Source organism: Thalassobaculum sp., from assembly GCF_040219215.1.
Taxonomy (GTDB): Bacteria; Pseudomonadota; Alphaproteobacteria; order Thalassobaculales; family Thalassobaculaceae; genus Thalassobaculum_A.
Genome location: NZ_JAVJSX010000008.1, coordinates 398984 through 412095, shown reverse-complemented (window position 1 = coordinate 412095; position 13112 = coordinate 398984). Strand labels below are relative to the sequence as shown.

Sequence of the window (13112 nt, the reverse complement as noted above, 5' to 3'; positions counted from 1 at the left end):
TTGGTTATGACACCAACGCACGCTCTGTGCAACGCGAGGCGGCATGGGTCCGGGCAAGCTAGAACGCTGATCCAGCCTGGACAAGCAGCCTTCACGCGGCATTCGGTCGCGCCGCCGCGCAGGACGACGGCGCCGGATTTCCCGTCGCATGGTCGACTTCCAGCGCCGGCGTGCCTATGTCACGCTGACATCGCCCGCATGTGTTTGCCGACACCAGGAGTCGCCCCGTGACCGACCGCGCCATCACCGACGAGCTGTTCTTCACCCGTGCCGGCCTTGATCCGACGCGCACACAGGCGATCGTCGACGACGCCCTTGCCGGTGCCGACGACGGCGAATTGTACTTGGAGTACCGGCAGAGCGAGAGCCTGGCGTTCGACGACGGCCGGCTGCGGACCGCATCGTTCAACACCGCCCAGGGCTTTGGTTTACGCGCCATTTCCGGGGAGGCGCGGGGCTTTGCCCATGCGTCCGAACTGTCGGAAGACGCTATCCGCCGAGCCGCCGACACCGTGCGGGCGGTTCACGCCGGCCAGTCGGGGACCATGGCGGAGGGGCCGGTCGGCACCAACCGGCTGCTCTACTCGGACGCCAACCCGCTTCAGGGCATCACCACTGAGGCCAAGATCAAGGTCCTGACCGAGATCGACGCCTACGCCCGCGCCAAGGATCCGCGCGTACGCCAGGTGTCCGCTTCACTGGCGGGCTCCTGGCAGGCGGTGCAGATCCTGCGGGCCGGCGGCCAGCGGGTCGGCGATGTCCGGCCGTTGGTGCGGCTGAATGTCTCGGTGGTGGTCGGCGACGGCGACCGCATGGAATCCGGCTCCTACGGTTGCGGCGGGCGGCTGATGTTCGACCGCTTCATCGACCCGGAGATGTGGCAGCACGCCGCTGACGAGGCGATCCGTGTGGCCTTCGTCAATTTGGACGCGGTCCCGGCGCCAGCCGGCGAGATGGAGGTCGTGCTCGGCCCGGGCTGGCCCGGGGTGATGCTGCACGAGGCGGTCGGCCACGGCCTGGAAGGCGACTTCAACCGCAAGAAGACATCGACGTTCAGCGACATGATCGGACAACGGGTGTCGGCGCCCGGTGTCACCGTCATCGACGACGGCACCCTGCCCGACCGCCGCGGCTCCCTGACGGTCGACGACGAAGGCACGCCGACCTCGCGCACCGTGCTGATCGAGGACGGCATCCTGGTCGGCTACATGCAGGACCGCCAGAACGCCCGGCTGATGGGCATGGCGCCAACCGGCAACGGCCGGCGGGAAAGCTATGCGCACCATCCGATGCCGCGCATGACCAACACCTTCATGGCCTCGGGCTCGGCCGATCCGCAGGAGATCCTGCAGTCGGTCAAGAAGGGGCTGTACGCCGTCAACTTCGCCGGCGGCCAGGTCGACATCACGTCGGGCAAGTTCGTGTTCTCGATGAACGAGGCCTATCTGGTGGAGAACGGCAAGATCGGCCCGGCCGTGAAGGGAGCGACCCTGATCGGCAACGGCCCGGACGCCATGACCAAGATCACCATGATCGGCAACGACTCGAAGCTCGACGACGGCATCGGCACGTGCGGCAAGGACGGCCAGGGCGTGCCGGTCGGTGTCGGCCAGCCGACCCTGAAGATGGCCGGGATCACGGTTGGCGGCACCGCGGCCTGATCATCAACCCGAGCGCGGGCGCTTAACCGGCCCTTAAGAATACCACTGTATGAGTTCCATCCAGACTAGCGTTGGATGGAACAGCATGCCCGCCGGCAGCGGCCCGAGCCGAAGCAGATTATCGACATACGGCTTGCCGTCGGCGATCGCCGCGTTGACCTTGATGGTCGCCGCGGCCGGTGTGCTGGCGGCCCCACTCTCCCCGGATTCCGCGGTCGCCGCGGTGTTCCCTCCTTGGTGGCAACGCGAACAGTCTGCGGCAGCCGTCGCCAGCGCCGGTGGCCTGATCATCCGCGAAGGCATCAACGGCACGATCCTCGTGGTTCGGCCAACCGGCCCCCGGCTGGCCGAACGGTTGCGCGAGCATGGCGCCATTCTGATCGTCAATCCCATCGCGGCGAGCGGCTGCCTTACGGCGCCGATCCTGCCCCAAGCACCGAGGGCCCTGTCATGAACGAGCTTCTCTCCCTGCGTCGGCGCGCGACCGTGGCACTGGCCTGGTTCCTGGCAGCCCAGGTGCCGGTGGTGATGGCTGTCGCCCTGCTGCTGGACCGCGACATGGTGCTTCCCTTGTCCACAGTGACGATCATCGCCCTGGGTGTCGGCGCCTCGGCGGTTTGGCGCCGCGACGACGAGGCGACCCGCCTGTCGATCGCCGCCGGACTGATGGGCGCCGTGTCCGTGATCGTATTCCAGTTCGCCGGGCATCCCTGGCAGATCGACATGCACATGTACTACTTCGCGTGCCTGGCGATCCTGGCGGGCTTGACCGACTGGCGCGCGATCGTCGTCGGCACCGTCGTGGTGGCGGTGCATCACCTGTCATTGAACTTCCTGCTTCCGGCCGCGATCTTCCCGGACGGCTCTGATCTGTTCCGGGTGATCCTGCACGCCGTGATCGTGGTCGTCGAAGCCGCGGTGCTGATCTGGCTGACCTACCAGGTCGCGACGGCCTTTGAGCAGTCCGCGAAAGCCCGCATGGAAGCCGAGGCAGCCCAGGCCGAGCGATCGGCAATGCTGGCACGCCAGCAGGACCAGGAGCGCCGCGGCGCGGAGGAACGCGAGGCGGCATTGCGTGACACCGCGACCGCGCTCGAAGCCTCGATCGGCAGCATCTCGGAGACCGTCGCCAACGCCGCCGAGGAACTCAGCCGCACATCCACCGACCTGACCGCCTCGACCGGACGGGTCGGCGACCGTTCGGAGGCGGTCGCGGCCAGCACCCGCGAATCGACCGAGCGGGCACGGGGAACCCAGACCGCCGTCGAAAGCCTTCGCACCGCCATCGAGGACATCAACCAGCAGGTGACCGCGTCCGGAGAAATCACCCGCGAGGCGGTGGACCGTGCCCAGAAGACCGACGCGACCGTCGCCGGCCTCGCCGAGGCGATCAACCGGATCGGCGATGTCCTGACCCTCATCAGCAACATCGCCGAGCAGACCAACCTGCTGGCGCTGAACGCCACCATCGAAGCGGCCCGCGCCGGCGATGCCGGCAAGGGCTTTGCGGTCGTGGCCTCCGAAGTCAAATCCCTGTCGACCCAGACCGCCACGGCGACCCACCGGATCGCCGAGGAGCTCGAGTCGATCCAGAACGAGTCGAAGGGCGCTGTCGCCGCCATCCGCGACATCGCCCAGTCGATTGGCCAGATCGACGATGTGGCCCGGGCGATTGCCGAAGCGATCGAGCAGCAGACCGGCGTGACCCGGCAGATCGCCGACGAGGTCCGGCAGTTGGCCACCAGCAGCGGCGAGGCCGCCGAGGCGATTTCCGAGGTGGCATCGGATACCCGTGAAAGCGGCCACGCCGCGGACGACGTCCGGCGTGCCAGCGAGGACCTCACCCGGCACGCCGAGCGGCTGCGCCAGGAAATGTCCGGCTTCCTGAGCAAGGTCCGGGCGGCCTGACGTCACCCTTGCCGACAGTCGGTCAAGGCGCCTAAGAACGGCAACAGCAACCGTCGCTTGCTCCGGCTTGAGGAGGAAAGTGCATGCCTGCTGTCGCCATCCTGACCCTGCCGGGCTTCAACGAGCTCGACAGTTTCCTGGCCCTGCACCTGCTGAACCGAGCCGACGGAGTGACGGCGTTCTTGGCCGGACCCAGCCCGCAGGCCGTCTCCCTGAACGGGGTCGCGACCGGCATATCGGGCACGCTGGCCGACGCGGCACGGGCGGACGCGGTCCTGGTCGGCAGCGGCCGGCAGACCCGGGAGTTCGCCGCCGATCCGGCGTTCCTGGGCAGCCTTACTCTCGATCCGATGCGCCAGTTGGTTGCCTCGCAATGCTCGGGCGCGCTGATCCTGGCGAAGCTTGGCATCCTGACCGGCCTGCCGGTCTGCACCGACAACAAGACCCGGCCGTGGATCGAGGCGCTGGAACTCAAGGTCGTCCAGGAAACCCTGCTGGTGACCGGCAACGTGGCGACGGCGGGCGGCTGCCTGTCCGCCCAGTACCTCGCGACCTGGCTCATGCTGAGACTGGTGGGCGAGGCCGAGACCAGGCGTGCCCTCGATTATGTGGTACCGGTCGGCGAGGCTGCGGAATACACCGAGACGCTGATCAGCCGGGCACGCGCCGCCGACCCGGCGTCGCTTGGGGTGACGGCGGCGGCGTAGCCGGGAAAGCGACCGCCTGAAGGCAGCCGCCAATTGCCCCCGGGGCTTGGCGGTGTACACTCGCTGCGTCATATCGACCGATCCCCGCAAGAACCCAGCAGAGCCGCCCGTGACCGACCTGATCGAGAAGCGCCCGAACTTCTACGGGTTCGGAGGGCTTGACCGCTCCGCCCATATCCGCGAGCGGGAGGGCTGGCTGGATGAACTGCTGGCACGGCCCGACACCCGGCTGGTGCTGGTGTGGCGCACCCGGTCGTTCGTGATCGAGGTTGCCGACGCGGCACCGCGCGCCGCAATCCTTCAGGCGGCCGAGCATCGGCATCTGGTCACGCACGCCGAATCGATCGCGTTTCTGGGTGAGATGGGCGGGATCGCGCACGTGGCACTCGACCTGTCGCCGCTCGACGAAATCGACATTCCGGGCATTCTCCAGACACCCGGCGCGTTCACCGATCTGCGCCGCATCGGCCCGCTGCTGGAGCGCTTCGAAGGCTCCCTGCTGGCCTATGCCCGCGGCCTGCTGTGGTGGCACCAGCGCCACCGGTTCTGCGGTGTGTGCGGGCATCCGACCAAGAGCGTGAAGGGCGGCCACCAGCGCAGCTGCACCAACGAATCCTGCCGTGCGCCGCATTTCCCGCGCACCGACCCGGCGGTGATCATGCTGGTACACGATGGCGAGCGTTGCCTGCTCGGCCGCCAGAAGATCTGGCCCGACGGCATGTACTCCACCCTCGCGGGGTTCGTGGAACCCGGCGAGACCCTGGAAGAGGCCGTCGCCCGCGAGGTCTGGGAGGAGAGCGGCATCCACGTCCGCAAGGTCCAGTACCATTCCTCACAGCCGTGGCCGTTCCCGTCCTCGCTGATGCTCGGCTTCCACGCCGAGGCCAAGTCGTTCGACATCGTGCGCAACGACGAGGAACTCGGAGACGCCCAGTGGTACACCGCCGAGGATCTGGCGGCGTTCGAGAGCCGGGGCAATTTCCTGCCACGCCGCGATTCGATCGCGCGCCGTCTGGTCCAGGACTGGGTCGAGAGCGTGCGCCCCGATCTGGCGGAAGCGGTCGACCGGGTCGCCAGCGCCTATCCGGTCCGCACCACCTGATCGGTCCAACCGGAGGATCGGCGATGGACGACCCTGAAATCGCCCGGTATCCGGCCGGTACTACGGTCCTGGTGATCGGCGCCAGCGGCGTGATCGGGAGTGCGCTGGTCCGGCATCTAGCCGGACGTGACAACGTAGGCGTCATTGCGGCGGCACGGCGGCCCGAACCGACATCAGCACCGAACGTCACCACCGTTCCGGTCGACCTGAACGATCCCTCTGCTGCGAGCGCGGACCAGACACTGACGGGGGTGACCCATCTGGTCTACTGCGCCTATGTCGATGCGCCCGGCTGGCAAGCTCAGAACGAACCCAACGCGCGGTTGTTCGAGGCGGCGCTGGGCTTCGCGGAACGGCATTGCCCGTCGTTGCGCCATGTCACCCTGCTGCAGGGCATGAAGGCCTATGGCAGCCATCTCGGGCCGTTCAAGACGCCGGCCCGGGAGAGCGACCCGCGCATCCCGCAACGGCACTTCTACTACGATCAGGAAGACGCCCTGACCGCGCGGGCCGCGTCGCGCGGCTGGTCCTGGACCGCATTGCGCCCGCACGTGGTGATCGGGCCGGCGCGGCGGTCTCCGCTCAATCTGGCGGCGGTGCTGGCGGTCCACGCGGCGTTCTGCCGGGCACGCGGCCAGCCGCTGTACTTCCCCGGATCGCCAGCGGCGTTCGACTCGGTGTATCAGGCGACCGACGCCGGCCTGCTGGCCCGGGCGATCGAATGGGCCGGCTCGGAGCCACGCGCGGCGGGCGAGATCTTCAACATCACCAACGGCGATTTCTTCCGCTGGCGCCACTTGTGGCCGGCGATAGGGTCAGTCCTCGACCTGGAATCCGCCGACCCCCGGCCCACCCGCCTTGCCGAGACGATGGCCGATGCAGGCGCCGAATGGGACGGTCTGGTCGCCCGGCACGGCCTGGAGCCGAACCGCCTCGACACCCTGGTCTCCTGGCCGTTCGCCGACTACGTCTTCCACACCGGCCATGACGTCATGGCCGATACGCTGAAATGCCGCCGCGCCGGCTTCCTGGCGTTTGCGGATTCGGAGGCGGTGATCGTCGACCGCCTTGCTGAACTGCGCCGCCTCAAGATCGTGCCGTAACGAGGAACTCTCCCATGACCACCGACACCGTGATCCTGGCCAGCCATTTCCAGAACGAGAACTGCCATCCGGACGGCAAGATCAAGATCGGCATCGGCCCCGACAGCGCCTGGCGGTGGGAGCGACTGGAGAACGCCAAGCGGCTGTTCGCCGGCGCCCGCCCGGCGGGTGTCCCGATCGTGCACATCCGCCTCGCCGTCCCGGCCGACATGGGCACGGTGATCCAGAACAACTTCATCTTCCGGCAGTGGGTCGAACTGGGTGCCTGGGCCGAGGGCACCTGGGGTGTCGAGTTCATCGACGGACTGGGCCCGGTCGGCGGCGAGAAGGTGGTCACCCACACCCGCAACAACGGGTTCTACGGCTCCAACCTGGACGAGATCCTGTTCGCCTACCGGCCGCGCCGGTTGATCTGCTGCGGGGTGTCCACCGCCTACACGGTCGAGAGCACGGTCCGGCACGCCGCCGACATCGGCTATGAGGTCACGGTGGCGTCCGACGCCTGCTCGACCGCGACCCGTGAACAGCACGAGGCCGCCCTGAACGCCATGCGGCTGCTGGCCGACATCGCCACGGTCGACGAGATCCTGGCCGAAATCAGCGGCTGACAGCCGGCCTAGCCGTTCGGCTCGGCAACGCCCAGACGGAACGGCGACGCCGGGTAGGTGCCCAGGATCCGGACGGCACCATCCGGGCAGAAGAACCGCAATTCGTCGAGGGCATGCTGCATACCGGTCTCGTCAACGTGCCCCTCGGCGTCGATGTAGAACTGCGCCGCCGAGAACGAGCCGTCGATGATGTAGCTCTCCAGCTTGGTCAGGTTGATCCCGTTGGTCGCGAAGCCGCCGAGCGCCTTGTAGAGAGCGGCCGGGACGCTGCGCACCTGGAACACCATGGTGGTGATGCAGGGGCCGTTGGCAGCCGGCGGCATCACCCCCTGGCGTGCCATCACCAGGAACCGGGTGGTGTTATGCGCCGCGTCCTCGATCGAGTCCTGCAGGATGTCGAGACCGTAGACCTTCGCCGCCATGGCCGAGGCGATCGCCGCCACGCTTCGGTCGCCCAGCGCCGCCACCTCGTGCGCGGCGCCGGCGTTGTCGGCGTGGTTGACGCGCTTCAGCTTGAGACGGCCGATCAGCTTGCGGCACTGGGCCAGGCTCTGGGGATGCGCACGGACTTCGCGCAGGTCCTCGACCGTCGCGCCGGGCAGCCCCAGCAGCATATGGTTCACGCGCTGGAAGTACTCGCCGACAATGTACAGGCCGGATTCCGGCAGCAGGTGGTGGATGTCCGCGACACGGCCGGCCACCGAGTTCTCGACGGGCACCATCGCCTTGTCGGCCTCGCCTTCCTGCACCGCCGCCAGCATGTCCTCGAAGCTGTAGCAGGGCACCGGCTCGTGGTCGGGAAGCGCGTTCGAGCAGGCGAGGTGCGAGTATGCCCCGGCCATTCCCTGATAAGCGACGGTCTGCTTGCGGCTCATGCGACGGGGTCTCCGGACCGGTTCATTCTGGATGGACGGGGGCAAGCAGGCGGCGCGCCTGCTCAAGCTGGGCCGGAGTATCGACGCCGAGCGGCACGGTGTCGACACGCCCGACTTCGATTCGCATACCGGCCTCCAGGGCGCGCAGCTGCTCCAGCCGCTCGCGCAGTTCCAGCGGCGACGGCGGCAACGCTACGAAACGCTCCAGCGCGGCGCGGCGGTAGGTGTAGATGCCGATGTGATGAAACACCTCGCCCTCGCCCCACGGCACTGCCGTGCGGCTGAAGTAAAGGGCGCGACCGAATCGGCCGTCCGGCTCCCAGGCCGCCACCACCTTGTTGACGCCGCTGGTTGCCGGCAGGTCGTCGGGAGTTTCGATCGGGCAGGTCACGGTTCCCATCGCGGCATCGGGGATCCGCACCAGCGCCTCGATCGCCGCGCGCACGGTCTTTGGCTCCAGTACCGGCAGGTCGCCCTGCACGTTGACGATGATGTCGTGAACGCCATCGGGATCGACGGCCCCCAACGCCTCGTGGATCCGGTCGGTGCCCGACGGGTGCCCGGGAGCGGTCAGCACCGCCTCACCGCCGGCCGCCGTCACCGCGTCCACGATCTCCGCCTCGCCGGCGGCGACCACGACACGGCCGGCATCGGCCTCCAGCGCGCGGCGCCACACCTGGACGATCATCGGCTCGCCGTGAATGTCGGCCAGCGGCTTGCCCGGCAGGCGTGACGACGCCATGCGGGCGGGAATCAACACGATCGGCTTCATCGTCGGCCCCGTTTGCGGCGTTATGCCGCGTGAGCCGGCCCTCTTACGCCCTGCGCGCACGGTTGCGCAAGCGCACGACTACAGGCTATTTGCCGGATAACGTGGGTCGGCCGCGCGTGGACAGCACCGGAGGCCATCGGTATGGTACCGGCGTCGCGCCTGGGGGGCACGGCCGTATCGGGACGAGAAGGGTTCGAGGCATGTCGACGTCGCTCGAGGGCAACAAGATCCTGGCCGGTATTCTGGCCGCCGGAATTTTTGCGATGGTGACCAGCAAGGTCGCCGACTTCGTGGTTCATCCGAATACGTTGACGGAGAACGTCTACAAGATCGAAGTCCCGGAAGGCATGGCCAGCGCCAGCACCAAGGACACCGGCCCCGAACCGGTCGAGCCGATCCTGGCGATGCTGGCCAGCGCCGACGTCGCAGCCGGTGAAAAGGGTGCCAAGAAGTGCGCCGCCTGTCACACCTTCGACAAGGGCGGCGCCAACAAGGTCGGACCGAACCTGTTCGGTGTCGTCAACAGCCCCAAGGGTTCGCATGACGGCTTCAACTACTCCGACGCGTTGAAGTCGTTCTCCGACCCGAAGGAGTGGACCTACACCTCGCTGAACAACTTCCTGCACAAGCCGACGGACTACATCAAGGGCACCAAGATGAACTTCGCCGGCATCAAGAAGGCCAGCGACCGTGCCGACCTGATCGCCTATCTGCGCTCGATGGCGGACAGCCCGGCCCCGCTGCCGTCGCCGGAAGAGGCGAAGGCTGCCCAGGATGCCTACGAGAAGGCCAAGGCTGGCGGCTGAAGTCGCGCCACGAGGCCCGGCGTGACCGCCGCTCGTCCTGATATCGAGGAGCTCGCCGCGTTCGCCGCCGATCTGGCGGATGCTGCCGGCCCGATCATCCGACGTTATTTCCGAACCGGCCTGTCGGTCGACACCAAGGCCGACGAGAGTCCGGTCACGATCGCCGACCGCACCGTGGAGAAGCGGCTGCGCGAGATGATCGAGGCTCGCTGGCCGGACCACGGCATCGCCGGCGAGGAGTTCGGCCTGAAGGCGCCCGACGCAGACTATGTCTGGTCGCTCGATCCGATCGACGGCACCAAGGCATTCATCACCGGCCGGCCGACCTTCGGTCCGCTGATCGGCCTGTTGGAGCGCCGCGCCCCGCTGCTCGGCGTCATCGACTGCCCGATCCTCGGCGAACGCTGGATCGGCGGTCCGACCCGTCCGACCACCCTGAACGGCCAGCCGGTCACGCCGATGCCGCCGCGCACCCTGGCCCAGGCGACCATGGCGATCACGTCGCCGCACATGTTCGATGGCTGGGAAATGACGGCGTATGAGCGGCTGCGCGCCGAGGTCAACCTGACGGTCTATGGCGGCGATTGTCACAACTACGGGCTGGTGGCGCTCGGCACCATCGACCTGGTGGTCGAATCGAACCTGCAGGACTACGACTACCTGGCCCCGGCCGCCGTGATCGCCGGCGCCGGTGGGCTGGTCACCGACTGGGACGGCAACCCGGTGATGCTCGGCTCGACCACCAAGGTGATCGCCGCACGCACCCCGGAACTGCACGCCGAAGCGCTGCAGCGCCTGCAGGGCTGACGACGGTCGCGCTCAATAGCCCTTGGATGGGTCGATCAGGCCGACCGGCGGCTCCCCGGCGCGAATCCGGCGGATGTTCTCCACGAACACGCGGGTGGCGGTGACCGGGTTGACCTCGCTGGCGATGTGCGGCGTCACGTAGATCCGGCGGTCCGACCAGAACGCGTGACCGGCCGGCAGCGGCTCGGTGCGGAACACATCCAGCGCGGCCGCGGCCAGCCGACCGGAATCGAGGGCCGCAATCAGGTCCGCCTCGACCAGATGCCCGCCACGGCCGACATTGACCAGCAGCGAGCCCATCGGCATGCGATCGAACAACCCGGCGTTCAGGATCCCGTCGGTCTGGGTCGTCAGCGGCAGCAGGCAGACCAGGACGCTCGACCACGCCGCCAGTTCGCGCAGCCCGTCCGGGCCATGATGGCATCGCAGCCCCTCGATCGCCTTCGGCGACCGCGACCAGCCGGCCGCCTCGAAGCCGAGGCCCTGCATCGCCCGGGCCACCGCCTGTCCAAGGTTGCCGAGCCCCAGTACCCCGACCCGCACCGCATCGGCGTCGAAGATCACGTCGTGCGGCCACGCCGCATCGGAGCGCAGGCTTTCCACCCAATCCATCCGGCGATGCCAGCGCAGCACCGCCAGCGTGACCTGATGAACCATGGAGCGCGCCATCCACGGGTCGACCACCCGCGCCACCGGCACCTGCGTCGGTCGCTGGGGGTCGGCCAGGATGTGATCGACGCCGGCGGCCACCGACTGGATCAGCGCAAGGTTCGGGTAGGTCCGGTACAGGCCGTGCGGCAGTTTCCAGGTGATCGCAACCTCGACCGAACCGGGATCGTCGATCCCGTCCAGGCCGCGCGCATCGAGATGCGGCGCCTGTCGCTTCAGCTCGTCGACCCAGGTCGACGGATCGGCGTTCGCCACATGAACCAGGATGACGCCCATCGGTGTCGTCCGATCAGTACTGGCGGTCGGGGTCTACCGCGTTGATCGGCGGCTCGCCGGCAAACACCCGGCGGATGTTCTCGGCCACCTGGTCGGCGCCGCTGTCGGCGTTGGTCTGCGCCGACACGTGCGGCCAGACCTGGACCTTCGGGTGCCCCCAGAAGGCGTGCTCCCTCGGCAGCGGCTCGGTGCGGAACACGTCGAGCGATGCCCCGGCGATGTGACCGGAATCAAGAGCTGCCAGCAGATCCTCTTCGACCAGTTGCGCGCCACGGCCGGAGTTCACCACGAACGCCCCCTTCGGCAGCTTGGCGAACAGCCGGGCGTCCATCAGGTCGGTTGTTTCAGGGGTCAGCGGCAGCAATCCGCACAGGATGTCGGTACGGGCCAGGAACGCATCCAACTCCTCGGGGCCGGCATAGCTGGTGACGTTCGGGATCGATTTGCGGGTGCGCGACCAGCCGGCAACGTCGAACCCGAGGGCGGCGACGGTGGTCGCCGCCTCCGCGCCGAGCGCGCCGAGGCCGAGGATGCCGATTCGCCGCTTCGAGGTTTCGGGTGCCGGCAACTGCTGCCAGTCCCGCGCTCGCTGAAATGCCTCGTACTCGATACCCTGCCGATGGAAGCGCAGCACCTGCAGGAGCACCCACTCGGCCATCGCCCGCCCCATCCACGGGTCGACCAGTCGGATGATGTGCGGACCGCGCGGCAACTCCGGATCGGCGAAGATGTGATCGACCCCCTGACCGAGAGAGCAGATCGCCTTGAGGTTCGGGAACTGCTTCAGGAACAGCGGCGGCACCTTCCAGACCAGGGCGAAGCCGATCTCGGCCGGGTCGCCGACGTCCGGCCAGGCCCGGAAATCGACACCGGGAATCCGCTCGGTGAGCGACTGGCGCCAGGCTTCGGCGGAATCGTTCGGGGATCGGAAAAGGACAGCCGGCATGGGACTCTCGGTGGGTGACACGGTGGCAAACGGTGGCTGACCATATGGCGGTGGTCCGCCAATGTCGACGCTTGCAGTGCAGAGTATCGCGACCGAGATCCGGCTGCTTTCCGACCGTGCAGAACCGGCATAGCGTTCTCGCGCCAACTACGTGAAAGTCTTCCAACCATGCTCCGCATTCTCGGCAAAGCCTCCTCGATCAACGTCCGCAAGGTGCTGTGGACCTGCGCCGAGATCGGCGCATCCTATGAACGCGAGGACTGGGGCAGCGGCTTCGCTTCAACCCGGACGGCCGAATTCCTGGCTCTGAACCCCAATGGCCTGGTGCCGGTGATCGAGGACGAGGCCGGGGTACTGTGGGAATCCAACACCATCTGCCGATATCTGGCGGGCAAGCATGGACGCACCGATCTGCTGCCGACGGCGCCGCGTGAACGGGCGCTGGTCGAGCGCTGGATGGACTGGCAGGCAACCGACCTGAACGCCTCCTGGCGCTATGCCTTCGTCGCCCTGGTCCGCCAGGACCCGGCGTTCGCCGACCCCGCCCAGATCGCGGCCAGCGCCCGGACCTGGAACGCCAACATGCGGATTCTCGAACAACAGTTGACGGCAACCGGCGGGTACGCGGTCGGAGATGCCTTCACGCTCGCCGACGTCGTGCTCGGCCTGTCGGTAAACCGCTGGGTGATGACGCCGATCGACCACGCCGACTGCCCGGCGGTGAGGGCCTACTACGAGAGACTGAGCGAACATCCCGGATTTCGCGCACACGGCCGCAACGGCTTTCCGTAGGCCGAACAACGCGTTGCTACTAGAGGCTTTTTTATTACCGCCATCCCGCTACTTTAAGGGGCACATTGCATGGGAGGGCT

Annotated in this window: 14 protein-coding genes; 10 read left to right on the top strand and 4 right to left on the bottom strand. The window is 67.8% G+C overall.

All coding sequences use genetic code 11. From position 1 onward, the window contains the following. Positions 1 to 227 precede the first annotated feature (227 nt). From tldD to RIC54_RS07380, 7 genes are all read left to right on the top strand, one after another. Positions 228 to 1661 (top strand): metalloprotease TldD, encoded by a 1434-nt coding sequence (gene tldD / locus RIC54_RS07410; protein ID WP_350086159.1) that lies wholly within the window; start codon positions 228 to 230, stop codon positions 1659 to 1661. Positions 1662 to 1746: 85 nt separating this feature from the next. Beyond that, on the top strand, positions 1747 to 2115 hold the full coding sequence (locus RIC54_RS07405) for a hypothetical protein (RefSeq protein WP_350086156.1): 369 nt from the start codon (positions 1747 to 1749) through the stop codon (positions 2113 to 2115). Then, on the top strand, positions 2112 to 3569 hold the full coding sequence (locus RIC54_RS07400) for a methyl-accepting chemotaxis protein (protein WP_350086153.1): 1458 nt from the start codon (positions 2112 to 2114) through the stop codon (positions 3567 to 3569). The genes RIC54_RS07405 and RIC54_RS07400 overlap by 4 nt, the downstream gene beginning before the upstream one ends. Before the next feature lie 83 nt (positions 3570 to 3652). After that, positions 3653 to 4276: a DJ-1/PfpI family protein gene (locus RIC54_RS07395; RefSeq protein ID WP_350086150.1), complete on the top strand. Its 624-nt coding sequence runs from the start codon at positions 3653 to 3655 to the stop codon at positions 4274 to 4276. A gap of 109 nt (positions 4277 to 4385) precedes the next feature. Next, positions 4386 to 5378, top strand: coding sequence for an NAD(+) diphosphatase (gene nudC / locus RIC54_RS07390; RefSeq protein WP_350086147.1), 993 nt, complete (start codon positions 4386 to 4388; stop codon positions 5376 to 5378). A gap of 23 nt (positions 5379 to 5401) precedes the next feature. Then, positions 5402 to 6481: an SDR family oxidoreductase gene (locus RIC54_RS07385; protein WP_350086144.1), complete on the top strand. Its 1080-nt coding sequence runs from the start codon at positions 5402 to 5404 to the stop codon at positions 6479 to 6481. Positions 6482 to 6495: 14 nt separating this feature from the next. Next, on the top strand, positions 6496 to 7089 hold the full coding sequence (locus RIC54_RS07380) for a cysteine hydrolase family protein (RefSeq protein WP_350086141.1): 594 nt from the start codon (positions 6496 to 6498) through the stop codon (positions 7087 to 7089). 8 nt (positions 7090 to 7097) lie between these two features. Here RIC54_RS07380 and RIC54_RS07375 read toward each other — a convergent pair whose 3' ends face one another. Together RIC54_RS07375 and RIC54_RS07370 are read right to left on the bottom strand one after the other, a co-directional pair. Next, complete coding sequence (locus RIC54_RS07375) at positions 7098 to 7964, bottom strand: prephenate dehydratase (protein WP_350086138.1); 867 nt, start codon at positions 7962 to 7964, stop codon at positions 7098 to 7100. Positions 7965 to 7986: 22 nt separating this feature from the next. Further along, on the bottom strand, positions 7987 to 8736 hold the full coding sequence (locus RIC54_RS07370; protein WP_350086135.1) for a 3-deoxy-manno-octulosonate cytidylyltransferase: 750 nt from the start codon (positions 8734 to 8736) through the stop codon (positions 7987 to 7989). 200 nt (positions 8737 to 8936) lie between these two features. Between RIC54_RS07370 and RIC54_RS07365 the strand changes: the two genes are divergently transcribed. Together RIC54_RS07365 and RIC54_RS07360 are read left to right on the top strand one after the other, a co-directional pair. Then, on the top strand, positions 8937 to 9542 hold the full coding sequence (locus RIC54_RS07365; protein ID WP_350086133.1) for a c-type cytochrome: 606 nt from the start codon (positions 8937 to 8939) through the stop codon (positions 9540 to 9542). A 21-nt stretch (positions 9543 to 9563) separates the two neighbouring features. Further along, positions 9564 to 10349 carry an inositol monophosphatase family protein gene (locus RIC54_RS07360; protein WP_350086130.1) on the top strand — a complete coding sequence of 262 codons (786 nt, stop codon included), beginning with the start codon at positions 9564 to 9566 and terminating at the stop codon, positions 10347 to 10349. Between the two features lie 12 nt (positions 10350 to 10361). Here RIC54_RS07360 and RIC54_RS07355 read toward each other — a convergent pair whose 3' ends face one another. Both RIC54_RS07355 and RIC54_RS07350 read right to left on the bottom strand, forming a co-directional pair. Further along, positions 10362 to 11294 (bottom strand): 2-hydroxyacid dehydrogenase, encoded by a 933-nt coding sequence (locus RIC54_RS07355; RefSeq protein ID WP_350086127.1) that lies wholly within the window; start codon positions 11292 to 11294, stop codon positions 10362 to 10364. 13 nt (positions 11295 to 11307) lie between these two features. Then, a complete protein-coding gene (locus tag RIC54_RS07350; protein ID WP_350086124.1) occupies positions 11308 to 12240 on the bottom strand; it encodes a 2-hydroxyacid dehydrogenase in 933 nt (310 codons plus the stop codon). Between the two features lie 168 nt (positions 12241 to 12408). Between RIC54_RS07350 and RIC54_RS07345 the strand changes: the two genes are divergently transcribed. Then, positions 12409 to 13032: a glutathione S-transferase family protein gene (locus RIC54_RS07345; RefSeq protein WP_350086121.1), complete on the top strand. Its 624-nt coding sequence runs from the start codon at positions 12409 to 12411 to the stop codon at positions 13030 to 13032. Positions 13033 to 13112 lie beyond the last annotated feature (80 nt).